This is a genomic window from Modestobacter lapidis, from assembly GCF_054780755.1.
Genome location: NZ_BAAGVS010000009.1, coordinates 86,305 through 108,591 on the forward strand (window position 1 = coordinate 86,305; position 22,287 = coordinate 108,591).

General features: G+C 74.3%; 21 protein-coding genes. 12 read left to right on the plus strand and 9 right to left on the minus strand.

Annotation, left to right across the window (positions count from 1 at the left end):
- Nucleotides 1–3: 3 nt before the first annotated feature.
- The 6 genes from ACYVG5_RS11860 to pstB all read left to right on the plus strand — a co-directional run bounded on the left by ACYVG5_RS11860 (nt 4) and on the right by pstB (nt 6,064).
- Nucleotides 4–744 (plus strand): winged helix-turn-helix transcriptional regulator, encoded by a 741-nt coding sequence (locus ACYVG5_RS11860; RefSeq protein ID WP_222049365.1) that lies wholly within the window; start codon nt 4–6, stop codon nt 742–744.
- 38 nt (nt 745–782) lie between these two features.
- Nucleotides 783–1,682 (plus strand): mycothiol synthase, encoded by a 900-nt coding sequence (mshD, locus tag ACYVG5_RS11865; protein WP_246630603.1) that lies wholly within the window; start codon nt 783–785, stop codon nt 1,680–1,682.
- A 301-nt stretch (nt 1,683–1,983) separates the two neighbouring features.
- Complete coding sequence (gene pstS / locus ACYVG5_RS11870; protein WP_222049364.1) at nt 1,984–3,096, plus strand: phosphate ABC transporter substrate-binding protein PstS; 1,113 nt, start codon at nt 1,984–1,986, stop codon at nt 3,094–3,096.
- 127 nt (nt 3,097–3,223) lie between these two features.
- Complete coding sequence (gene pstC / locus ACYVG5_RS11875; protein ID WP_222049363.1) at nt 3,224–4,171, plus strand: phosphate ABC transporter permease subunit PstC; 948 nt, start codon at nt 3,224–3,226, stop codon at nt 4,169–4,171.
- Nucleotides 4,171–5,259, plus strand: coding sequence for a phosphate ABC transporter permease PstA (gene pstA, locus ACYVG5_RS11880; RefSeq protein WP_222049362.1), 1,089 nt, complete (start codon nt 4,171–4,173; stop codon nt 5,257–5,259). Before pstC ends, pstA begins: the two co-directional genes overlap by 1 nt.
- Nucleotides 5,260–5,284: 25 nt before the next feature.
- On the plus strand, nt 5,285–6,064 hold the full coding sequence (gene pstB / locus ACYVG5_RS11885; protein WP_222049361.1) for a phosphate ABC transporter ATP-binding protein PstB: 780 nt from the start codon (nt 5,285–5,287) through the stop codon (nt 6,062–6,064).
- Nucleotides 6,065–6,140: 76 nt separating this feature from the next.
- Here pstB and ACYVG5_RS11890 read toward each other — a convergent pair whose 3' ends face one another.
- Complete coding sequence (locus ACYVG5_RS11890; protein WP_460683208.1) at nt 6,141–8,372, minus strand: LCP family protein; 2,232 nt, start codon at nt 8,370–8,372, stop codon at nt 6,141–6,143.
- Nucleotides 8,373–8,614: 242 nt separating this feature from the next.
- On the opposite strand from ACYVG5_RS11890, the gene ACYVG5_RS11895 reads away from it, so the two are divergent.
- Nucleotides 8,615–9,673, plus strand: coding sequence for a hypothetical protein (locus ACYVG5_RS11895; protein ID WP_222049360.1), 1,059 nt, complete (start codon nt 8,615–8,617; stop codon nt 9,671–9,673).
- 54 nt (nt 9,674–9,727) lie between these two features.
- On the opposite strand, the gene ACYVG5_RS11900 is transcribed toward ACYVG5_RS11895, so the two are convergent.
- Both ACYVG5_RS11900 and ACYVG5_RS11905 read right to left on the minus strand, forming a co-directional pair.
- Nucleotides 9,728–10,156, minus strand: a complete 429-nt coding sequence (locus ACYVG5_RS11900) for a DUF2795 domain-containing protein (RefSeq protein WP_222049359.1) — start codon at nt 10,154–10,156, stop codon at nt 9,728–9,730.
- A gap of 35 nt (nt 10,157–10,191) precedes the next feature.
- On the minus strand, nt 10,192–10,401 hold the full coding sequence (locus ACYVG5_RS11905; protein ID WP_222049358.1) for a hypervirulence associated TUDOR domain-containing protein: 210 nt from the start codon (nt 10,399–10,401) through the stop codon (nt 10,192–10,194).
- A gap of 419 nt (nt 10,402–10,820) precedes the next feature.
- Between ACYVG5_RS11905 and ACYVG5_RS11910 the strand changes: the two genes are divergently transcribed.
- From ACYVG5_RS11910 to ACYVG5_RS11930, 5 genes are all read left to right on the plus strand, one after another.
- Complete coding sequence (locus tag ACYVG5_RS11910; RefSeq protein ID WP_460683209.1) at nt 10,821–11,597, plus strand: siderophore-interacting protein; 777 nt, start codon at nt 10,821–10,823, stop codon at nt 11,595–11,597.
- Between the two features lie 63 nt (nt 11,598–11,660).
- Complete coding sequence (locus ACYVG5_RS11915) at nt 11,661–12,422, plus strand: response regulator transcription factor (RefSeq protein WP_246630589.1); 762 nt, start codon at nt 11,661–11,663, stop codon at nt 12,420–12,422.
- On the plus strand, nt 12,419–14,011 hold the full coding sequence (locus ACYVG5_RS11920; protein ID WP_460683210.1) for a sensor histidine kinase: 1,593 nt from the start codon (nt 12,419–12,421) through the stop codon (nt 14,009–14,011). The genes ACYVG5_RS11915 and ACYVG5_RS11920 overlap by 4 nt, the downstream gene beginning before the upstream one ends.
- Before the next feature lie 142 nt (nt 14,012–14,153).
- The gene (gene cysD, locus ACYVG5_RS11925) at nt 14,154–15,062 is read left to right on the plus strand and encodes a sulfate adenylyltransferase subunit CysD (protein ID WP_222049357.1); all 909 of its coding nucleotides are present in this window, start codon (nt 14,154–14,156) and stop codon (nt 15,060–15,062) included.
- A complete protein-coding gene (locus tag ACYVG5_RS11930; protein WP_222049356.1) occupies nt 15,062–16,393 on the plus strand; it encodes a sulfate adenylyltransferase subunit 1 in 1,332 nt (443 codons plus the stop codon). The genes cysD and ACYVG5_RS11930 overlap by 1 nt, the downstream gene beginning before the upstream one ends.
- Nucleotides 16,394–16,486: 93 nt before the next feature.
- Here ACYVG5_RS11930 and ACYVG5_RS11935 read toward each other — a convergent pair whose 3' ends face one another.
- From ACYVG5_RS11935 to ACYVG5_RS11960, 6 genes are all read right to left on the minus strand, one after another.
- On the minus strand, nt 16,487–17,308 hold the full coding sequence (locus ACYVG5_RS11935) for an FAD binding domain-containing protein (protein ID WP_222049355.1): 822 nt from the start codon (nt 17,306–17,308) through the stop codon (nt 16,487–16,489).
- Nucleotides 17,305–17,808 carry a (2Fe-2S)-binding protein gene (locus tag ACYVG5_RS11940; RefSeq protein WP_222049354.1) on the minus strand — a complete coding sequence of 168 codons (504 nt, stop codon included), beginning with the start codon at nt 17,806–17,808 and terminating at the stop codon, nt 17,305–17,307. Before ACYVG5_RS11940 ends, ACYVG5_RS11935 begins: the two co-directional genes overlap by 4 nt.
- The gene (locus ACYVG5_RS11945) at nt 17,808–20,102 is read right to left on the minus strand and encodes a xanthine dehydrogenase family protein molybdopterin-binding subunit (protein WP_222049353.1); all 2,295 of its coding nucleotides are present in this window, start codon (nt 20,100–20,102) and stop codon (nt 17,808–17,810) included. The genes ACYVG5_RS11940 and ACYVG5_RS11945 overlap by 1 nt, the downstream gene beginning before the upstream one ends.
- A gap of 103 nt (nt 20,103–20,205) precedes the next feature.
- A complete protein-coding gene (locus ACYVG5_RS11950; protein WP_222049352.1) occupies nt 20,206–21,516 on the minus strand; it encodes a cytochrome P450 in 1,311 nt (436 codons plus the stop codon).
- A 116-nt stretch (nt 21,517–21,632) separates the two neighbouring features.
- Nucleotides 21,633–21,821 (minus strand): hypothetical protein, encoded by a 189-nt coding sequence (locus ACYVG5_RS11955; protein WP_222049351.1) that lies wholly within the window; start codon nt 21,819–21,821, stop codon nt 21,633–21,635.
- Nucleotides 21,818–22,282, minus strand: a complete 465-nt coding sequence (locus ACYVG5_RS11960) for an ATP-binding protein (protein WP_222049438.1) — start codon at nt 22,280–22,282, stop codon at nt 21,818–21,820. The genes ACYVG5_RS11955 and ACYVG5_RS11960 overlap by 4 nt, the downstream gene beginning before the upstream one ends.
- Nucleotides 22,283–22,287 lie beyond the last annotated feature (5 nt).

A 22,287-nucleotide genomic window follows, 5' to 3' on the forward strand; every position in this document is an offset into this window, starting at 1 on the left:
GACATGCGACTCGTGCTCATGACCTCGGCGCGTCAGGCGACCACCGAGGTGCTGCCGGCCCTCGGGTTGCTCGGCCACCAGGTCCGTGTGGTCGTCCCGGAGCTGTCCAGCCTGCTCGACGGTGACGCCGGTGACGTCGTCCTGGTCGATGCCCGGCACGACCTGGTCTCGGCCCGCACGCTGTGCAGCCTGCTGGCCTCCACCGGCGTCGCGGCGTGCGTGGTGGCGGTGCTGTCGGAGGGTGGGCTCGTGGCCCTGTCCGCCGGCTGGGGTGTCGACGACGTGGTGCTGGACACCGCGGGGCCGGCCGAGGTCGACGCGCGGCTGAAGTGGGCCACCGGCCGCCGGCTGGCCGCCGCCACCCCGGCCGACGGTGTCGAGGGCGGTGTGACCAAGGCAGGCGAGCTGGTCATCGACGAGCACAGCTACTCGGCGAAGCTCCGCGGCCGGCCGCTGGATCTGACCTACAAGGAGTTCGAGCTCCTCAAGTACCTCGCCCAGCACCCGGGCCGGGTCTTCTCCCGGGCCCAGCTGCTGCAGGAGATCTGGGGCTACGACTACTTCGGTGGCACCCGCACCGTCGACGTCCACGTGCGCCGCTTGCGCGCCAAGCTCGGCGCGGAGCACGAGGCCCTGATCGGCACGGTGCGCAACGTGGGCTACAAGCTCGACCAGCAGGTCGCCGACGCCACCGCCCTGGCCGGCGCGGCCGCCGCCGACACCCCGCTCCCGGTCCTCCCCTGAACGCCCAGCCACCACCGGCGGTCAGCGACGCGACCCGGCTGCCGGCCAACGAGATCGCCGAGGTCCGCGCCCTGCTCGCCGGGGCCGCCGCGGCCGACGGCGTCCGGCCGGTGTCGGAGGAGGGCGAGCTCCGGCTGCAGCACGGCGGGGCCGCCGGCGGCTCCGACCTGACCGCCCGGGACGCCGGCGGCGCACTGCTGGGTTACGCGCGGCTCGAGGTGGCCGCCGACGAGGCGGAGGCCGAGCTCGTCGTGCGCCCGGAGGCACGGCGCCGCGGGGTGGGCACCGCCCTGCTGGCCCGGGCCGAGGAGCTGGCCGGTGGCCGGCCGCTGCGGGTGTGGGCACACGGCGAGCTGCCCGGCTCCACGGAACTGGCCACCGGGCGTGGCTACACCCGGGCCCGGGTGCTGCTGCAGATGCGCCGTCCACTCGACGGGGTCGACCCCGATCCGCAGCCCGCCCTGCCCGAGGGCGTCACGGTGCGGCCCTTCCGCCCCGGCGTCGACGAGGTCGCGTGGCTCCAGGTCAACGCGGCAGCTTTCGCCGGCCACCCCGAGCAGGGCCGGTGGACCGCCGAGGACCTCGCCCTGCGGCAGTCCGAGCCGTGGTTCGACCCGGCCGGCTTCTTCCTCGCCTGGCGGGACGAGCCCACCGGCCCCCGCCTGCTGGGCTTCCACTGGACCAAGGTGCACCCGGCCGGCGAGGCGGCGGAGGGCCCGATCGGCGAGGTGTACGTCCTCGGCATCGACCCGTCGGCGCAGGGGCTCGGCCTCGGCCGGGCGCTCACCGACCTGGGGCTGGCCCACCTGCGCCGCGCCGGGCTCTCGCACGTCCTGCTGTACGTCGAGGAGGAGAACACCGCCGCGGTGGCCCTCTACGAACGCAGCGGTTTCACCCGGCACGCCGTCGACGTGAACTGGCGGTCCGCTGCCGGCTGAGCCGGCCGGCCCTCGCACCCCGCCCGACCACCCGCGTTCGCAGCCGCCCGCCGCCACGCCACAACGCCCCGCCGCCACGCCCCGCCAGGGACCCCGCGCGGCGGCCCCGCCACCCGACGCGCGGTGAGTTCACCGGCCCGACGTGACCCGGCCCACGGGCAGTGACCGAACGCTCCGCCCTCGTTCACCTGGCGTTCATCGAGCCACCCGGATCCGTCCACCTCAGCTGCTTAACGTCCCTCTCGTTGGATCCCCTGCCCGGCATCGACGTCCGGGTGACCTCCAGTCGAAAGGCACTGAGTTGAAGCTCAGCTCCAGGACGCGCGCCACCACCCTCGCGGTGGCCCTCGCCGGCACGCTCGCCCTTTCCGCCTGTGGTGCCTCCAACGAGGCCGACCCGGGCACCGCCGGCAGCGGCAGCGCCGAGACCCAGCTGAGCGGCACCCTGGTCGGTGCGGGCGCGAGCAGCCAGCAGGCCGCGATGCAGGGCTGGACCGCCGGCTACTCCAGCGTGCAGCCCGGCGTGACGGTGAACTACGACCCGGTCGGGTCCGGCGGCGGCCGCGAGCAGTTCCTCGCCGGCGGCACGGATTTCGCCGGCAGTGACGCCGCGCTGGACGCCGACGAGCTGGCACAGGCCGAGCAGCGCTGCGGCGCCTCCGGCGTCTTCGAGCTGCCCAACTACATCTCGCCGATCGCCGTGGTCTACAACCTGGCGGGCGTCGACGAGCTCAACCTCTCCCCCGACGTCCTGGCCAGGATCTTCGCCCAGCAGATCACCACCTGGAACGACCCGGCGATCGCCGCGGACAACCCGGACGTGACGCTGCCCGACACCCCGATCACCGTCGTGAACCGCAGCGACGAGTCCGGCACCACGGAGAACTTCGTCGAGTACCTGGCCGCCGTCGCCCCCGAGACGTGGACCTACGAGGTCAGCGGCGACTGGCCGGTGCCCGGCGGCGAGGCCGCCCAGGGCACCTCGGGCGTCGTCAGCGCGGTGGAGGCCGGGGCCGGCGCGATCACCTACGCCGACCTGAGCCAGGCCGGTGACCTGGGCGTCGCCAGCATCGGGGTCGGCGACGACTTGGTGGCCCCCTCGGCGGAGACCGCCTCCGCGGTCGTGGAGAACTCCGAGCCGCTGGAGGGCCGCGGCGAGTACGACTTCGCCATCGAGCTCGCCCGCGACACGACCGAGTCCGGCAACTACCCGATCGTGCTGGTCAGCTACCACGTCGGCTGCGTGGAGTACGAGGACCCCGAGACCGCCGACCTGGTCGCCGACTTCATGGGCTACGTGATCAGCGAGGAGGGCCAGCAGGCAGCGGCCGACTCGGCCGGCTCGTCCCCGATCTCCGACGCCCTGCGGGAGCAGGCCCAGGGCGCGGTCGACGCGATCACGGCCACCAGCTGACCGGGAGCCCGACAGCGGGGCTGCGGCCCGGACCACCCTCGGGCGGTCCGGGCCGCAGCCCCGCCCGCACCACCCGCGCGGCACCACCCCACCGGCACCACCCCGCACACATCCCGACGGAGCAGCGGTGACCACGACCAGTTCCCCGACCACCCCGGCCGGCCGGCCCAAGCAGCGCCCCGGCGACCGGGTCTTCGCCGGGAGCGCCAAGGGCGCCGGCATCCTGATCCTGGTCATCCTCGCCGGGGTGGCGGCCTTCCTCGTCACGGAGTCGCTGCCGGCGCTCACCGCCCCGGCCGACGAGATCCCGGGCGGCGAGGGGCTGATCGCCTACGTCGCGCCGCTGATCTTCGGCACGCTCCTGGCCGCCGCGCTGGCCATCCTGGTCGCCACCCCCCTCGGGGTGGCGATCGCGCTGTTCATCACCAACTACGCCCCCCGCCGGCTGGCCCAGGTGCTCGGCTACCTGGTCGACCTGCTCGTCGCGATCCCCAGCATCGTCTACGGCTTCTGGGGCATCTACTGGCTCGCCCCGAAGCTGGTCCCGCTGTTCCAGTGGCTCGAGCAGCACCTCGGGTTCATCCCGCTGTTCGCCGGCCCGGCCTCGGCGACGGGCCGCACGATGTTCACCGCGGGCCTGGTGCTGGCCGTGATGATCCTGCCGATCGTCAGCGCCATCTCCCGCGAGGTCTTCCTCCAGGTGCCCGCGCTGCACCGCGAGGCAGCCCTCGCCCTGGGGGCCACCCGCTGGGAGATGATCAGGATGGCGGTCCTGCCCTACGGCAAGTCCGGGATCATCGGCGGGGCGATGCTCGGCCTGGGCCGCGCGCTCGGCGAGACGCTGGCCATTGCCCTGGTCCTGTCGGTCTCCGGCGGCATCACCTTCAACCTGATCGGCACCGGCAACCCCTCGACGATCGCAGCGAACATCGCGCTGCAGTTCCCCGAGTCGACGGGCATCGACGTGAACACCCTGATCGCCAGCGGACTGGCGCTGTTCGTCATCACCCTCGCGGTCAACGTGCTCGCCCGGTGGGTCGTCAACCGCCGGGCCGACTTCTCCGGAGCCAACTGATGAGTACCCGGACGCCCCCTGCCCCGGCCGCGCCGACCAGCGCCCCGCCGGCGACGTCCACCGCCGCGAGCCGTCCGAAGCTCCCGCGCTGGGCCCCGTGGGCGGTCTTCGCCGCAGCGGCCGTGGCCGCGTTCCTCGTCGGGCGGCTGACCAGCCCGAACCTCGCCCTGCTGGTCATCTACACGGTCGTGCTCGGGACCGTCGTCCTGTACGTGGTGTCCCGGGTGGTCGAGGGCCCCCGCAAGGCCACCGACCGGCTCGTCACCTCGGTCGTCTACAGCGCCTTCGGCATCGCCATGGTGCCGTTGCTCTCGCTGGTCTACGAGGTGACCCGGCGCGGGGCCGAGCGCCTGGACGGCGAGTTCCTCAACTCCTCGCTGGTCGGGATCACCGGCGAAGGTGGCGGGGCCTACCACGCGATCATGGGCACGCTGATCATCACCGCGCTCACCACGCTGATCTCGGTGCCGATCGGGCTGCTGACCGCCATCTACCTGGTCGAGTACGGCAACGGCCGGTTGAAGAAGGCGATCACCTTCCTGGTCGACGTGATGACCGGCATCCCGTCCATCGTGGCCGGCCTCTTCGCCTACGCGCTGTTCGCCCTGTTCCTCGGCCCCGGCATCCGGCTGGGCATCGCCGGCGCCGTAGCGCTCTCGGTGCTGATGATCCCGGTCGTCGTCCGGTCCGCCGAGGAGGTGCTCAAGCTGGTGCCCAACGAGCTGCGCGAGGCCGCGTACGCCCTCGGCGTGCCCCGCTGGCGGACGATCGTCAAGGTCGTCCTCCCCACGGCCGTCGCCGGCCTGGGCGCCGGGATCACGCTGGCGATCGCCCGGGTCATCGGAGAGACCGCACCGCTGCTGATCACCGTGGGCATCACCAACGCCACGAACCTCGACCCGTTCGACTCGCGCATGGCCACGCTGCCGGTGTACGCGTACTACCAGCTCACCCAGCCCGGGGTGCCACCCGAGTTCGCCATCGACCGCGCCTGGACGGCCGCGCTCATCCTCATCATCCTGGTCATGGGCCTCAACGTGGTCGCCCGCCTGATCAGTCGCTTCTTCGCCCCCAAGAACAGTCGCTGACCCGCTCGACCCGAGAGGAACCCCCATGGCCAAGCGCATCGACGTCTCGGACCTGGACATCTACTACGGCAACTTCAAGGCGGTCGAAGGGGTCAACCTCTCCATCGAGCCGCGCAGCATCACCGCGCTGATCGGGCCCTCCGGCTGCGGGAAGTCGACGTTCCTGCGTGCGCTGAACCGGATGCACGAGGTGATCCCCGGGGCCCGGGTCGAGGGCAAGGTCGTCATCGAGGGGCAGGATCTCTACGGGGCCGACGTCGACCCGGTCGACGTCCGGCGGCAGATCGGCATGGTCTTCCAGCGGCCCAACCCGTTCCCGACCATGTCGATCTACGACAACGTCGCCGCCGGGATCCGGCTGAACAACAAGAAGATGAAGAAGGCCGACCTCGACGACCTGGTCGAGCGGTCCCTGCGGGGGGCCAACCTGTGGAACGAGGTCAAGGACCGCCTCGACCGCCCCGGCTCCGGCCTGTCCGGCGGACAGCAGCAGCGGCTCTGCATCGCCCGGGCCATCGCCGTCGAGCCCGACGTGCTGCTGATGGACGAGCCCTGCTCGGCGCTCGACCCGATCTCCACGTTGGCCATCGAGGACCTCATGGCCGAGCTCAAGGAGCGGTTCACCATCGTGATCGTCACCCACAACATGCAGCAGGCGGCCCGGGTCAGCGAGCAGACCGGGTTCTTCAACCTCAACGGGGTGGGCCAGCCCGGGCGCCTCATCGAGTTCAACCCGACCGAGAAGATCTTCAGCAACCCCGAGATGAAGGCGACGGAGGACTACATCTCCGGCCGCTTCGGCTGACCTCCGCACGCCGCGCCCCCGGCACCGACCACCGGGCCGGTCGGCCTCCGGGTCGGCCGGCCCGTGCGTCCCGGCGTCAGGCGCAGGGCGCGGCAGCGGCTGCCGGAGCTGGAGCCGCGGCCTCCGGCACCGGAGTGCCGACCGCGACTGGGGCGACGACCGGGGCGGCGACCGGGTCGCCGGGCCCCAGCACCAGCTGCACGCCGCCGGCCACCAGCTCCGTCTCCACCAGCACGGCGCCGGGGACGGCGGCCGCCACGGTGCGGGCCGGCTCCAGCGCAGCGGGCGCGTACCGGACGACGGTCTGGTCGACCGCCGCCGGCTCCGTCGCCACCACGCCGGTGCGGAAGCCGGCCGCGACGAGAGCCTCCGCCGTGGGCACCGCCCGGCCGGCGCCGGTGGCATCCAGCACGTCGACGGTCACCCCGGCCGGCGGCACGGTGACCGTGGTGCCCGGCGGGACCGGACTGGCCAGCGCTGGGTCGATCGGCGCCTCGGGCACCTCGGCGGCCGCCGGATCGACCGTGCCGGCCGGCGTGGCCGGCAGCCGGCCCTCGTCGATGACGGCGTCGAACACCGCCCGGGCGCCCACCCCGTCGATCAGGGTCCCCGCCTGGTCGGTGCCGGCCGGGACGTAGCCGATCCGCGACACCGGCACGCCGCTGCTCTCGATCGCGTCCCCGCCCAGATCGCCCAGCGTCGCACCGAGGGAACGGAGGTCGCCCAGGGTGGTGTCGGCGTCGACCGTGACGGCCTCGGCGGCCCGGGTCAGGACCTGCGTGAGCTGCAGCGGGTCGGCGAGGGTGCCGGCGGACATCGCCGACCCCAGCGCCGAGGTGAGCACCCGCTGGGTCTCGAGGGCCGCGGCCGTCCCGAGGACGTCCGCGCCGACCGCGGCCGGCCCGAGCAATGTGGTGACGTCCGCACCGGACAGCCGGCCAGCGCCCGCCGCGAGCGCCTCCCCACCCGCGGTGGTCACCGCGGTGGGCAGGCAGACGTCGACCCCGCCCAGGGCGTCGACCATGCCCGGCAGCGCGCCGAGGTCGAGCCCGACGTAGTGGTCGACCCGCAGGCCGGACAACTGCTGCACGGAGCGCACCAGGCACGACGGCCCGCCGTCCAGGAGCGCCGTCGCGAAGGGCTCGGTGACCGGCTGGCGCAGCGACCCGTCGGGCGTCCGGCACCCCGGGGTGTCGGTGAGGGCGGTGGGCGGGACGGCCACCAGCACGGCCCGGTCGCCGTCGTCGGAGACGTGCGCGATCAGCGTGCTGACCGAGGCCGGACCCGAGCGCCCCGGCAGCCCGGTGCCCACGACGAGGTAGGTCTCGGCAGCGTCCTGCAACCCCGGGGCGAGCACCTCGGGCCCGTCGGTGACCAGTGCGTCCACCCGGCCGATCGCGCGGTCGACGTAGAAGTAGAGGCCCACGTAGTAGGAAGCGACCACCCCCAGCAGGACGGCGAGCGCGACCGCGACCCTGGTCAGCCGGCGTCGGACCGGACCCACCGGCGCCCGCAACGGCGCGAGTCCGGCGCTGGTGACGCCGGAACCGGCGACCGGGTTCCGGGGCGGCGCCGCGGGCGGGTGCAGCCCGGGCAGCGGCGGCACCGGCATGGACAGGCGCACCGCGCGGTCCGGCAGCGGCAGCGAGGGGTGGGCGGTGCCGCCGAACTGCTCCTCGATGGGCGTGAGCCGGCGGGCCGGTCCGGCCGGTGGGGTGACGGCCGGGCTGTCCGGCGCCGGCGGGGAGCCGGCCGACCACCCGGCGGCGCCGGATGCCGGGGCCGCGGAGGCCCCGGGCCGGTCGGGCGCGGCGGCCCGCCGGGACACCGCCGGCCGATCGGGACCCGGTACCCACCGGGGGGTGTCGGTGCCCGGGGACGGCGCCGCCGCGGGGACCGGGCGCGGCAGGGCGGCGGCCGGGGACCCGGGGGTGGCCGATCCCCGGGCGGGGACCGGGACCGCCGGCACGACCGGCACCGGACGCACCGGCGTCGGACGCTGCGGGGTCGGGTGGAGCGGGGCCGGCGGGCGGGACGCCGCCGGCCCCGGACGGTCGGCGCGCGGGACCGGCGGCCGCTGCGCTGCCGCGGGCGGGACCGCCGCACGGGCCGGTGGGACCGGTGGCACGGGTTCCGGGCGTGCGGCGCCGTAGCCGTCGACCCGCTGCTGGCGGCCGGTCGCCTCCCGGCGTTCGGCCCGCCGGCCGCGGACGACACCGGTGCGGGCCAGCAGTTCCTCGACGGTGACGTGGTTCTCCGGCGTGGGGCCGCCGGCGGACCGGTCGGGGACACGGGCGCCGGCGGGCATTCCCGGGTGCCCCTCGTCCCTCGTCGGCTGGTCCGCCACCGTTGTCGACATCCCATCGTCGAAGTGCTGCCGTGCCCTGCCGGCACCCGTCCCGTGGTCCGCGGCGGGCCGAGGACGGCCGGTCACGGAAGGGCCCAGGATACGGCGGGGCGGCCCATTTCCCGGGCGGGCGCGCGGAAGGGAGCGCGGTCCGCGCTCCTCTCGGGCGGCGCGGCACCGTGGCCGTGCGTAGCGTCCCGGGGATGCGGCTCTCCATCCCCGGCCCCCTCGACGTCCTGCACGCCGCGGGAGGACTGCGGGACGGGGTCCTGGAAGCGCTGGCCCTGGTGCCGCGCATCGGCACGGCGGTCGGTCAGGTCGAGGAACTGCTGGACCGGATGTCGGGGCTCATGGCCCGGGTCGAGGTCGTCGTCGAGCGGGCGGAGGTCGCCGTCAGCGGCATCGACGCCGCGCGCGCCCGGGCCGACGAGGCCATGACGGCGGTGCGCGCGACGCAGCTGGCCGCGGACGACGCGATCTCGGCCGTGCGGCGCACCAACGCAGCCGCCGACAGCGTCATCTCCGGAGCCCGCGCCACCACCGAGGCGGCCGGCGAGGTCATCGACGGCGCCCGCGCCACCACCACCGCCGCCGCCGACGTCATCACCACGGCCCGGGCCACCACCACCGAGGCCGCCGACGTCATCACCACGGCCCGGGCCACCACCACCGAGGCCGCCAACGTCATCACCGCGGCCCGGGTTACCACCACCGAGGCCGCCGACGTCATCACCGCGGCCCGGGCCACCACCACCGAGGCCGGCGAGGTGATCACCGGCGCGCAGGGCGCCACCCGGGACGCCGGCGAGCTCGTCGCGGCGATCGGCGGCACGACGGCCGCCGCCGGCTCACTCCTCGGCCGGACGGAGGGCCTGCTGGATGCGGTCGCACCGCTGCTGGACGCCTACCGGCCCACCCTGACTGCGCTGGAGCCGGCCGCCACCCGGATGGCCCAGCACCTGGACGACACCGAGGTCCTGGCCCTGATCACCCTCGTCGACCGGCTGCCCAGGCTGGTGCAGCACCTGGACGAGGACGTCCTCCCGGTGCTGTCGAGCCTGGGCAACGTGGCCCCGGACGTGCACGACCTCCGGGACACCGTCCAGGACCTCCGCCAGGTGGTGAAGGGCTTCCCCGGCTCCCGGCTCTTCCGACGCCGCGGTGCGGAGGAGATCGCCCAGGAGGAGGCCGAGGAGGCTCAGGACCAGGACGACCAGCACCAGGACGATCGGGACCAGCAGGACCGCCAGACCGGCTCCTGAGCCACCTGCCGCGCCCGCGGTGCCCCGGGCCCCGGGGCACCGCGGGCGCAGCGGTCAGGTCTCGGTCGGGTAGCCCAGCGCGCGGACCACGTCGCCGATCCGCTCGAAGACCGCGTCGGCAGGGAGCCGCTCCAGCTCGGCGGCCACCCCGTCGGGCGCCCGGTGGTCGCGGGCGGCCTCGACCAGCTCCGCCCCGGTGTTCGGGAAGTCCGCCCGGTCCAGCCAGCGCGCCAGCTCCGCCCGGGCCACGACCGCGTCCTGCGTCATCCCCTCGGGCACGCCACCGGTCAGGGTGCTGTCCGGCGCGGCGTCCACGTCGGGGTCCGTCTCGGCGGTGGGCTCGGGATCGTTCCACTCCTCGGAGTGCGTCGTCCGCCCCGAGCGGACCATGCCCTCGAGCTCGTGCTTGAGCTCGTCGTCCTCCCGGGGGCTGTGCTTGGTGCTCCGCGCCGACGTGCCGGCGAACTCGTCGCTCTCGCTCATGTCTCCCTCTCCGTCCGGCCGTCGGCCGGGTCCGTTCAGTGCCCGCGCAGCGCGCCGGGCCTGTGCACCGCGGTGGTGCCGCTCTTCTCGCTGCGCACCTCGTACTGCGGGTCCTCCTCGCCGGCCCGCACCGTCCGGCCGGAGGCCTCGGTGTCCTCGGTGATCCTCCGTTCCACGGTGCCCTCGGCCTGGCTGCCGTGGCTGTTCCAGCTGACGTGGTCACCCTTCCGGAACTCGTCGGCCATGCCACCTCCTCGTCGTCGCGCGGCCCTCCCGGGGGGCTCCCGGGGGCCGCGCGGGATGGTTGCCTGCCCGGCACCGTCCCGGCGCACACATCGCCTGGCGCCGGCGCGCCCAGCACGACCGCCGGCCGGGCGCAAATCGAACCGTGTCACCCGTTCGGGGGGAGTCCACCGCGCGGGCTGTTCTCCACCCCCGATCGTCACGTAGCGTTCCGATCTGACGGGCCAGGGAAGCGAAAGTGCTGACCAGGGCAACAGCTCGGTGACGAAGAGTCACCATCCCGTCCGCGATCGCCGGCCCGGTCGACCCCATTCCCCCGGGGACGGCCGGGTCGGCCCCGCTCGGGCCGGGCCGGATCACCACGGGTCGCCTCCGCTGAGGTTCGATCCACGTGGGTCGCCTCCGCCTAGGCTCGATCCTCGTGAACGCCCCCGACGGGCTCCGCCCGGTCGACGTCCTCACCGTCACCGCCGTCACCTCCGTGACCCCGGCAGTCCGCCGGGTGACGCTGGGCGCCCCGGCCGACGTCGTCACCGCGGCCGGCCCCACGCTCTCGCTCCTGGTACCCCGCGTCGGCGACCGGTCCCCCCGCTGGCCGCAGATCGCCCGGGACGGCCGCATCGTCTGGCCGCAGGGCAGCCACGGCGTGAGCATGCGCCGGTACACGGCCCGCCGGCAGGACCGAGCCGCCGGAGAGGTGGACGTCGACTTCGTGCTGCACGGCGACGGCCCGGCAGCCACCTGGGCCGCGGCCGCCGCCCCCGGGGACGTGCTCGGCGTGGCCAGTTCCGCCCCCCTCGGCGACGCCCCCGCGGGCTGGCTGCTGCTGGTCGGCGACGAGACCGCGATCCCGGCCATCGGCCGGATCCTCGGTTCGGCGGCTGCCGGCGCCCGCGGCGTCGCGCTGGTCGAGGTCGCCGGCCCCGAGGAGGAGCAGCCGCTGCCCGCACCCGCCGGGGTGGAGGTGCGCTGGCTGCACCGGGCGGGCGCGGCGCCCGGTGCCGGGACGCTGCTGGTCGATGCGGTGGCCGCCGTCCAGCCACCGGCCGGCTCCGACGTCTTCGCCTGGGTGGCTGCCGAATCGGCCACCGTCCGCGCGGTGCGGGCGGACCTGCGCGACCGGTGGGGCCTGCGCCGCGGCCAGCACCACGCGATCGGCTACTGGCGGCGCGGCCGGGCGATGTCCGGAACGGACTGAACGCCCAGCCGGCTCCCAGGTAGCGTCCAGGACCAGCGCAGCCCGGTGGGGCAGCCTGTCGCCATGACGACCACCGACGCGCCAGGGACCTCGGGAGGGGCCGTGCCCACCAGCAGCCGACCGCAGCAGCCCGAGGCCCGGCTGCTCGTGGTGGACGACGAACCGAACATCCGCGAACTGCTCTCGGCCAGCCTGCGCTACGCCGGGTTCGAGGTCGCCACCGCCGCCGACGGGCAGGAGGCGCTCGCCGTCGCCGACCGGTTCCGCCCCGACCTCCTGGTCCTCGACGTGATGATGCCCGGGCTCGACGGGTTCGGCGTCGTCCGCCGGCTCCGGCAGAACGGCAGCCACACGCCGGTGCTGTTCCTCACCGCGCGCGATGCCGGGGAGGACAAGGTCACCGGGCTGACCCTGGGTGCCGACGACTACGTGACCAAGCCCTTCAGCCTCGACGAGGTGCTGGCCCGGATCCGGGCGGTGCTGCGCCGCAGCCAGAGCGTCCAGCAGGCCGACCAGGCGCCGCGGCTGACCTTCGCCGACATCGAGCTGGACGAGGAGTCGCACGAGGTCCTCAAGGCCGGGAAACTGGTCAGCCTCTCCCCCACCGAGTTCAAACTGCTCCGCTACCTGATGACGAACGCCGGCCGGGTGCTCTCGAAGGCGCAGATCCTCGACCACGTGTGGAACTACGACTTCAACGGCGAGGCGAACGTGGTCGAGTCCTACATCTCCTACCTCCGCCGCAAGGTCGACACCACCGAGCCACGCCTGCTGCACACCCTGCGCGGGGTGGGCTACTCGTTGCGGCTGCCTCGCGGCACGTGACCGCCGCTCCCGGGACGGCCGCCGCCGGTACCCCGGCGCCCCCCACCTCTCCCGAGGTCCTGACCGGTGGGCCCCTGGGCGCGGCACGACCACCCCGCGTGCCGCTGCGGATCACCCTGGTCGCCCTCCTGATGGCCCTGGTCACCGTCGCGCTGGTGGCCACCGGCTCGGCCGCCACGTCGCTGCTGCAGGGGTTCCTGCTCGACCAGCAGGATCAGAGCCTGCGCAGCCAGGTCCGCGAGATGACGGCGGACCCCGACGGGCTGCAGCGGCTGTGCGGCATGCAACGGCTGAGCCTGCCCGGCGGTGGCACCTACGTCGCCTGCCTGGACACCGACGGGGCCTTCGAGCAGTTCGCCGCCACCCGCGACGAGGACCGGCTGCCCGACGTCAGCGCGATGACCGCCACCAACGCGGCCGGGTACGGCAACGCTCCCTTCACCGTCCGCTCGGCCGACGGCAGCACCACCTGGCGGCTCGCCGTGGGGCAGGTGTCGGAGGACTTCGCCGTCGTGGTGGGCAACGACCTCGCCCAGGACGAGGCCATCGTCCACCGGCTGGTGGCGATCGAGGTCGTGGTCGGGCTGCTCGCCGTGGTCCTGCTGGGCGTCGCCGGGTACCTCCTCGTCCGCAACAGCCTGCGCCCGCTGGCCGAGGTGGAGCACACCGCGCAGGCCATCGCCGCCGGCGACCTGTCCCGCCGCGTCCCGGCCGGGAACGACCGCACCGAGGTCGGCCGGCTGTCCACCGCGATCAACGGGATGCTGGCCCGGATCGAGAGCTCCTTCCGCGCCCAGCAGGCCTCGGAGGAGCAGGCCCGGGCGTCGGAGGAGCAAGCGCTCGCCTCGGAGGCGCAGGCCGTCGCCTCGGAGGGGCGGATGCGGCGCTTCGTCGCCGACGCCAGCCACGAGCTGCGGACGCCGCTCACCTCGATCCGCGGCTTCGCCGAGCTGCACCGCCAGGGGGCGGCCGGCGGGCCCGCGGAGACCCGCCGGCTGATGCAGCGCATCGAGGCGGAGGCGACCCGGATGGGGCTGCTGGTCGAGGACCTGCTGCAGCTGGCGCGGCTGGACCAGCAGCGCCCGCTGTCCCTGGCCCCCGTCGACCTGGCGGAGGTGGCCGGCGACGCGGTGCACGACGCCCGCGCCGTCCAGCCGGCGCGGCCGATCGGGCTGCACCTGGACGAGTCACTGACCGACGTCCCGGTCGTGATCGGGGACGAGGCCCGGTTGCGCCAGGTCGTCGGCAACCTGGTCACCAACGCGCTCACCCACACGCCGCCGGACGCCCGGGTCTCCGTGCGGCTGTCCGGGGACCAGGCCGATCCGGACGTCGTGGTGCTGGCCGTGTCCGACGAGGGCCCCGGACTGGAACCGGCCGACGCCCAGCGGGTGTTCGAGCGGTTCTACCGGGCCGACCCCTCCCGCACCCGCGCCGCCGGCGGGACCGGCCTGGGGCTCTCCATCGTCGCGGCGCTGGTGGCTGCCCACGGCGGACGGGTGGAGCTGGACACGGCACCGGGCCGGGGGGCGACCTTCGCCGTCCGGCTGCCCCGGTCCGGCCCGCCGGGCCCTCCGGCCGGCCCCTGACCGACCGCCGCGCGGGCGGCGTCGCGCCATGCCGGACACTGTGACCGGGAATCCCGCTCTCCCCGAGCGGGTTGCCCACCGACAGAGCGCCGTCCACCGGACGGCGCGACCGACCCCTGCCGCCTTCCCGGGAGCTCACCGCGTGACCACCCCCGACTACCGGCTCACCCAGCTGCAGACGCTGGAGGCCGAGTCCATCCACGTGCTGCGCGAGGTCGCCGCCGAATGCGAACGGCCGGTGCTGCTGTTCTCCGGCGGCAAGGACTCCATCGTGATGCTGGAGCTGGCCCGCAAGGCGTTCGCCCCGGCGCGGATCCCCTTCCCGGTCATGCACGTCGACACCGGCCTGAACTTTCCCGAGGTACTCGAACTCCGCGACAAGCGGGTCGCCGAACTCGGCGTCGAGCTGGTCGTCGCCTCGGTTGCCGACGCGATCGCCGCCGGCACGGTGCAGGAGGAGCCGAACGGCTCCCGCAACCGGATCCAGACCCCGGTGCTGCTCGACGCCGTCGAGGAGCACGGCTTCACCGCGCTGTTCGGCGGGGCCCGCCGCGACGAGGACAAGGCCCGGGCCAAGGAGCGGGTGTTCTCCTTCCGCGACGACTTCGGCCAGTGGGACCCGAAGAACCAGCGCCCCGAGCTCTGGGACCTCTACAACGGCCGAATCCACCAGGGCGAGTCGATCCGGGTGTTCCCGCTGTCCAACTGGACCGAGCTGGACATCTGGGGGTACATCGCCCAGGAGGAGATCGCCATCCCCCCGCTGTACCTCGCCCGCGAGCGCGACGTCGTCGACCGGCAGGGGATGCTCTACGCGGTCAACGAGTTCATCACCCCGCGCGAGGGTGAGCAGGTGCTCCGGGAGAGCGTCCGCTACCGCACGGTGGGCGACGCGAACCTGACCGCAGCCGTGCGGTCCACCGCGGCCAACGTCGAGGAGATCATCGCCGAGATCGCGGTGACCCGGCTGACCGAGCGCGGCGCCACCCGCGGCGACGACAAGGTCAGCGAGGCCGCCATGGAGGACCGCAAGAAGGAGGGGTACTTCTGATGAGCGTCCCGAGTCCGGCCGCCCCCGTCGACGTCCACTCCGCCGCGGCCGAGGCCGCCGCGGAGATCGCGCACGCCCGCAAGGACATCCTGCGGATAGCCACCGCCGGCTCCGTCGACGACGGCAAGAGCACGCTGATCGGCCGGCTGCTGTACGACAGCAAGGCGGTGTTCGAGGACCAGTACGAGGCGATCGAGCGCGCCAGCCGCGGCGACTTCGTCGACCTCGCGCTGCTCACCGACGGCCTGCGCGCCGAACGCGAGCAGGGCATCACCATCGACGTCGCGTACCGCTACTTCAGCACCCCGCGGCGCACGTTCATCCTCGCCGACACCCCCGGGCACGTGCAGTACACCCGCAACATGGTCACCGGCGCCTCGACCGCGGACCTGGCGATCGTGCTGGTCGACGCCCGCAAGGGGATGCTCGAGCAGAGCCGCCGGCACGCCTTCCTCGCCTCGCTGCTGCGGGTGCCGCACCTGGTCGTCGCGGTGAACAAGATGGACCTGGTGGACTGGTCCGAGGACGTCTACGAGTCCATTCGCGACGAGTTCACCGCGTTCGCCACCAAGCTCGAGGTCCCCGACCTCACCGTCGTCCCGATCTCGGCCCTGCAGGGCGACAACGTGGTGACCCGGTCGGTGAACATGCCCTGGTACGAGGGCGCCTCGCTGCTGCACCACCTGGAGCACGTGCACGTGGCCAGCGACCGGAACCTGGTCGACACCCGGTTCCCGGTCCAGTACGTCATCCGCCCGCAGACCGACGCCCACCACGACTACCGCGGCTACGCCGGCCGGGTGGCCGGTGGCGTGCTGCGGCCCGGCGACGAGGTGCAGGTGCTGCCCAGCGGGTTGACCACCACCATCGCCGCGATCGACGGCCCGGACGGCCCGGTCGCCGAGGCCTTCCCACCCATGTCGGTGACCGTGCGGCTGGCCGACGACCTGGACGTCTCGCGCGGCGACCTGATCTGCCGGCCGCACAACGCGCCGCACGTCACCCAGGACGTCGACGCGCTGGTGTGCTGGATGAGCGACCAGCCGCTGCGGCCCCGGCAGCGCCTCGCCGTCAAGCACACCACCCGCTCGGTCCGCGCCGTGGTCAAGGAGCTGCAGTACCGCCTCGACGTCAACACGCTGCACCGGCAGACCGACGCCGACGGCGGCCTCGAGCTCGGCCTCAACGACATCGGCCGGGTGCGGCTGCGCACCACCCAGCCGCTGTTCGTCGACGACTACCACCGCAACCGGGTGACCGGCCGGTTCATCCTCGTCGACGAGGCCACCAACGCCACCGTGGGCGCCGGGATGCTCACCCCCGCCGGCTGACGAAGGACCCCTGCCCCCCGCCACTCGCAAGCTCGCGGCGGGACCCTGCAGGGGGCCTGAGGGCCGACGGGCTGACGTTTACCGGCCCGTTCTTCAGCGAGCAGCCGCGGCGGCCTTCTCCAGGGCCCGGCGGGTGAGCAGCCGGGCGAGGTGCCGCCGGTACTCCTGGTCGGCGTGCATGTCCGCGGTGGGCGAGGTGCCCTGGTCGGCGAGCGCTGCCGCCTCGGCGATCGACGCCCCGCGGGCCAGCGCCTCCTCGGTGGCCGTCGCCCGCAGCACCGAGCCACCCATGTTGGCCAGCGCCACCCGGCCCTGCACCGCGGCGGCCGCCACGATGGGCCAGTCGTTCTCGCGGCGGGTGAACTTCTCGTAGCCCCAGCCGGCGTCGCCGGTGCGCGGCACCCGCAGCTCCACGACCAGCTCGTCGGGCGACATCGCGGTCTCGAAGAAGCCGGTCCAGAACTCGGTGATGGGCACCTCGCGCCGGCCGTCGGGCCCCTGCAGGACGACGGTGCCGCCGAGGGCGAGCAGCGCGGTGGGCAGGTCCGAAGCCGGATCGCTGTGTGCGACCGTGCCGCCCAGCGTGCCACGGTGCCGCACCTGGGGGTCACCGACCCGGCCGGCCGCGTGCGGCAGCAACGGCACCTCGGTGCGGGCCGTCTCCGACCGCTCGAGCTCGAAGTGCCGGGTGCCCGCGCCGATGGCCACCTCGTCGCCCTCCACCCGGACGTAGGACAGGTCACGGATGCCGCTGATGTCGATCAGCACCGACGGCACGGCCAGCCGCAGCTTCATGATGGGCAGCAGCGAGTGGCCACCGGCCAGCAGCTTGGCGTCCTCGCCGTGCTCGGTGAGCGCGGCCACCGCCTCGTCGACCGACCGCACCTTCACGTAGTCGAACGGCGAGGGAATCATGCTCGCTCCTCCTGTGACTGGGGCACCTGGCCGGCGGCCGGGCCGGACTTGGCGGCGGTCTGCACCGCACGCACGATGTTGTGGTAGCCGGTGCACCGGCAGAGGTTGCCCTCCAGGCCCTCGCGGACCTCGCGGTCACTAGGGTCGGGGTTGTCGGCCAGCACGCCGATCGCCGCCATGACCATGCCGGGGGTGCAGAAGCCGCACTGCAGGCCGTGCTCGGCGCGGAACGCGGCCTGCATGGGGTGCATCTCGCCGTCCGGACCGGCCAGCCCCTCCAGGGTGGTGACCTGCGAGCCATCGGTCTGCGCCGCGAGCACCGTGCAGCTCTTCACGCTGAGCCCGTCGACGACGACGGTGCACGCGCCACACGAGGTCGAGTCACAGCCGATGTTGGTGGCGGTCAGCCCGCAGGTGTCGCGGAGGTAGTGGGCCAGCAGCAGCCGCGGTTCCACCTCGTCGGTGCGCTGCTGCCCGTTGACGGTGATCGAGACCTGCATCAGTTGCCTCCCTGGCCTGCGGCCTGACCGGCCTGCTGGATCGCCCGCCACACCCGCATGGGGGTGGTGGGCATGTCGATGTGCCGGACGCCGAGGTGGGCGACCGCGTCGATGACGGCGTTCTGCGTCGCCGGTGTGGAACCGATGGTGCCCGCCTCCCCGATGCCCTTGGCGCCCAGCGGGTTCATCGGGGTGGGAGTGGCCATCTCGACCAGCTCGAAGCTGGGCAGCTCGGTGGCCGAGATGAACGGGTAGTCGGCCAGCGTCGAAGTGGTCGGGTTGCCGTCCTCGTCGTAGAGGACCTCCTCCAGCAGCGCCTGCGCCACGCCCTGGGCGAAGCCGCCGTGCCGCTGACCGTCGGCCAGCAGCGGGTTGAGGATGGTGCCGGCGTCGTCGACGGCGACCAGCCGCAGGACCTCGGCCTTGCCCGACTCCGTGTCCACCTCGACGACGACGGCGTGCGCCCCGAAGGGGAACGTCGGGGCAGCGGCGCTGAAGGTGCTCTGCACCAGCAGGCGCTCGTCCCCGGCCAGCTCGGCGAAGGTGACCCCCACACCGGGGGTGCCCCGGACGGCGAGCCCGGCCAGCGCCTGGTCGACGACGAGGTCCTCCGGGTTCGCCTCGAGCTTCTCCGCCGCCCGCTTCCTCGCCAGCTCGACCAGCTCGCCGGCCGCCTGGTGCACGGCCGCGCCACCCTGCTGGAGGCTGCGCGAGCCCATCGTGCCGCCGCCCTTGGGCACCAGGTCGGTGTCGCCGTGCAGCACGGTGATCTTCTCCAGCGGGATGCCCAGCTGGTCGCTGGCGATCATCGCCCAGGAGGTGGCGTGCCCCTGCCCGTGCGGGGAGGTGCCGGTGAGGATGGTCGCGGTGCCGTCGGGGTGGATCTCGACCGACGCGTCCTCGCTGGGGGCACCGGCCTCGCCACCGGCACCGGTGATCTCCACGTACACCGACAGCCCGATGCCGAGCTGCCGGACGTCGCCGGCCTCCCGCCGCCGGGCCTGCTCGGCGCGCAGTTCCTGGTAGCCGACGGCCTCCAGCACCTTGTCCAGGGCGGTGACGTAGTCGCCGGTGTCGTAGGTGGCGCCCATCGGCGTGGTGTGCGGCGAGTCGAAAGGCGGGATCAGGTTCTTCCGGCGGACCTCGGCCGGGTCCATGCCGATCTCGGCGGCGAACAGGTCCATGGCCCGCTCGACGGAGAGGGTCGCCTCCGGCCGCCCGGCGCCGCGGTAGGCGGCGGTGGAGGTGGTGTTGGTGGCCAGCACCCGCGCCTGGGCGTGCACCTTCGGGAACGCGTAGACGCCGGAGGTCATCAGCATGGTCAGCGTCGGGAGCACCACGGCGAAGCGCGGGTGGGCGCCGGCGTCCTGGTCGATCTCGATGCTGTACGCCTCCACGGTGCCGTCCCGGCGTCCGCCGATGGTCACGACGTGGTCCTGGGCGCGGCCGTGCACCATCCCGACCAGGTTCTCCGAGCGGCTCTCGGACCAGCGCACCGGCCGGCCGGCGATCTTCGCCGCCTGGGCGATGAGCGCGAACTCGGGGTCGGCACCGATCTTGGCGCCGAAGCCGCCGCCGACGTCGGGGGTGATCACGTGCACCTTGCTGATGTCCAGACCGAGCCAGGCGGCGATCTCCATCTGCACCATCTGCGCGCCCTGGTTGGAGCACCAGATCGTCACCCGGCCGTCCTCGCCCCAGACCGCTGAAGCGGCCCGGGTCTCCAGCGGCGCGGGGGCCACCCGCTGGTTCACGACCGGGCGGCTGACCACCACCTCGCAGCCGGCGAAGAAGTCCTCCGGTGCCGGCTCGCCGAAGGCGGCGTAGACGTTGGTGCCGACGTCCGGGTAGAGCAGCACGTCCTCGGCACGCGCCGCCGCGGTACCGACCACCGCGGGCAGCGGGTCGATGTCGACGGCGACCATCTCCGCGGCGTCCTCACCCTGGTAGCGCTGCTCGGTGAGCACCACGGCGACCGGGTCGCCCACGAACCGGACGACGTCCTTGGCCAGCCAGTCCCGGGTGAAGCCGGCGTTCACGAAGGGGAACCCCGGCGGGATCGGGGCCAGGTCGGCGAGGTCGTCGGCGGTGATCACCGCGACGACGCCCGGCGCCTCCAGCGCCGCCGAGGTGTCGACGGAGAGCACCCGGCCGTGCGCGACGGTGGAGCGGACGAAGGTCGCGTGCAGCGCTCCGGCCAGCCGTTCGTCGGCCAGGTCGTCGGTGTAGACCGCCCCCCTGGTGAGGAACAGCGGGTCCTCCGTGCGGACCACCCGGGTACCGAGGATGCTCATGCGACCTGCCCTCCGTCGTCGACAACGTCGCACACTCAACCAGATGCTGTGACGGCCCCCACAGGGCCTCCCGTCCGGCGGAAACCCGAACCGCGGACGCCGGTCAGCGCAGCCGGACGGGCAGCCGGGAGAACCCGCGCAGCGTCTGCAGGTCCCGCCGCACGGGAGGGCCGGCGACCCGGAGCCGCGGAAAACGCTCGGCGAGGACGCGGAGTGCGCCGGCCGCCTCCAGGCGGGCCAGCCCGGCGCCGAGGCAGTAGTGGATGCCGGCGGAGAAGGCCAGGTGGTCCCGGGCGTTGGCCCGGGTGACGTCGAAGCGCGCCGGGTCGGTGAACACCTCCGGGTCGCGGTTGGCGGCACCGAGCAGCACGGTGACCCGGCTGCCGGCGGGCACCGGCCGGCCGGCCACGGTGGTGTCGGCGAGCGCCGTCCGACCGGTGAGCTGGACGGGGCTGTCGTACCGCAGCACCTCCTCGACCGCCAGATCCCAGCCGGAGGGGTCGGCGGCCAGCCCGTTCCACTGGTCGCGGTGGGCGTCCAGCAGCACGACGGCGTTGCTCAGCAGGTTGACCGTCGTCTCGAAGCCCGCACCGAGCAGCAACATGACGACGGCGTGCAGCTCCCGGTCGGTGAGCGCGTCGTCGGGCAGGCCGACCAGGTGGCTGACCAGGTCGTCGCCGGGATCCCGGCGCAACCGGTCGAAGTGGCCGCTCAGGAAACGGTGCATGGCCCGCAGCGCGCCCTCGGCCTCGGCGTACCGCCGGTAGGGCAGCCCCGGGTCCAGGGTGACGGCCGCGGCCCCGCCCCAGCGCAGGAAGTCCGCGCGCCGGTCGGTGGGCACGCCCAGCAGCTCGGCGATGACGAGCACCGGCAGCGGCGCGGCGTAGCCGGCCACCAGGTCGACGGGGTCCCCGCCGCCGTCGAGCTGGTCGAGCAGCGACCGGGCGATCGCCTCGATCCTCGGCTCGAACGCCGCGGTCGCCCGCGGGGTGAACGCGCGGCTGACCAGCCGCCGGTAACGGGTGTGGTCGGGCGGGTCGGTGACCAGCATCGACGGCGGTTCGGCCACGCCGTCGGCAGCCGGGTCGTCGGTGGCGGTGAGCAGCCACTGCACCCAGCGGGGCGCGGTCGACCGGTGCCAGCCGACGCCGAACGCCTCGGACCGCAGCACCTCGGCAGCGACCCGGTGGGAAGGGGTGACCAGACCGAGACTGCTGTCGGACACCGGCCCCCGGGCGCGCAGCCGCTCGTAGACCGGGTGGGGGTCCGCACGCAGCCGCGGGTCGCGCAGCAGCCGGGCCACCAGGTCGCCGCGACGGGCGGCCCGGGTGAGGTACATCGCGGGAAGGCCGTGCGCAACCGCCCAGCGCAGCGCCGTGCGCGGCGTCCGGTCCGCCGGCGCGGTTCCCGTCATGGCCACCACCCCCACCGTCGGCGGGGCCGGCCGCCGGCGCGATCCCAGCGTCGTCCTGCGCGGCCGGGTCCGCCAGCCGGACGGCGGCCCACCCGGGCCGGCCGGCCGGCGCGGAACTACTGCTGCGGCGCCTGCGAGGGGTCGCCGTCCCAGTCCTTGCCGGCCTCGCTGGCGTGCTCGGACGCGCTGTCGGTCGAGCCGGCGACGGCCTCGACCATCTCGCCGTCGGTGAGCTTCTCGCCGGCTGCGGTGACGTTGCTGCTGGGCTGGTCCGTGGCGGGCAGGCTCTCGGTGGGCTCGGTCATCGCGACGACTCCTCGGTCTGGCGGGCTCGGACCCCCGGGCCCTCCCCGCGCGGAGCCGACGGCAAACCAGCCGGCACACCGGCGGGCACCAGGTCGAACCAGACCCGCTTGCCCCCGGAGTGGTCCTCGACGCCCCACCGGGTAGCGATGGCCGCCACCATCTGCAGCCCGCGCCCGCGCGGGCGCACCCCGGAGAGCCCCTGGACCACCGGCCGGACCGCGGACCCGTCGACGACGGCGATCCGCAGCCAGTCCTCGGCCAGCACGATCTCGAGGGAGAGCCCGCCGTCCCCACCGACGTGGTCGACGACGTTGGCCACCAGTTCGGTGGCCAGCAGCTCGGCGTCCTGCCGGTCCTGGGAAGCGCCCCAGGCGGCCAGCAGCTCGCGCAGCACCCGGCGGGCCGCGACCACGCTCCGGGGCACCGCCGGCAGGTCGATGCGCGCGCTCAGGGCCGACATCGCTG

Coding starts and splice junctions, on each gene's coding strand:
- ACYVG5_RS11860 (WP_222049365.1), top strand. CDS start 4: ATGCGACTCGTGCTCATGACCTCGGCGCGTCAGGCGACCACCGAGGTG.
- pstA (WP_222049362.1), top strand. CDS start 4,171: ATGAGTACCCGGACGCCCCCTGCCCCGGCCGCGCCGACCAGCGCCCCG.
- pstB (WP_222049361.1), top strand. CDS start 5,285: ATGGCCAAGCGCATCGACGTCTCGGACCTGGACATCTACTACGGCAAC.
- ACYVG5_RS11890 (WP_460683208.1), bottom strand. CDS start 8,372: ATGCCCGCCGGCGCCCGTGTCCCCGACCGGTCCGCCGGCGGCCCCACG.
- ACYVG5_RS11895 (WP_222049360.1), top strand. CDS start 8,615: ATGCGGCTCTCCATCCCCGGCCCCCTCGACGTCCTGCACGCCGCGGGA.
- ACYVG5_RS11900 (WP_222049359.1), bottom strand. CDS start 10,156: ATGAGCGAGAGCGACGAGTTCGCCGGCACGTCGGCGCGGAGCACCAAG.
- ACYVG5_RS11905 (WP_222049358.1), bottom strand. CDS start 10,401: ATGGCCGACGAGTTCCGGAAGGGTGACCACGTCAGCTGGAACAGCCAC.
- ACYVG5_RS11915 (WP_246630589.1), top strand. CDS start 11,661: ATGACGACCACCGACGCGCCAGGGACCTCGGGAGGGGCCGTGCCCACC.
- ACYVG5_RS11930 (WP_222049356.1), top strand. CDS start 15,062: ATGAGCGTCCCGAGTCCGGCCGCCCCCGTCGACGTCCACTCCGCCGCG.
- ACYVG5_RS11935 (WP_222049355.1), bottom strand. CDS start 17,308: ATGATTCCCTCGCCGTTCGACTACGTGAAGGTGCGGTCGGTCGACGAG.
- ACYVG5_RS11940 (WP_222049354.1), bottom strand. CDS start 17,808: ATGCAGGTCTCGATCACCGTCAACGGGCAGCAGCGCACCGACGAGGTG.
- ACYVG5_RS11945 (WP_222049353.1), bottom strand. CDS start 20,102: ATGAGCATCCTCGGTACCCGGGTGGTCCGCACGGAGGACCCGCTGTTC.
- ACYVG5_RS11950 (WP_222049352.1), bottom strand. CDS start 21,516: ATGACGGGAACCGCGCCGGCGGACCGGACGCCGCGCACGGCGCTGCGC.
- ACYVG5_RS11955 (WP_222049351.1), bottom strand. CDS start 21,821: ATGACCGAGCCCACCGAGAGCCTGCCCGCCACGGACCAGCCCAGCAGC.
- ACYVG5_RS11960 (WP_222049438.1), bottom strand. CDS start 22,282: ATGTCGGCCCTGAGCGCGCGCATCGACCTGCCGGCGGTGCCCCGGAGC.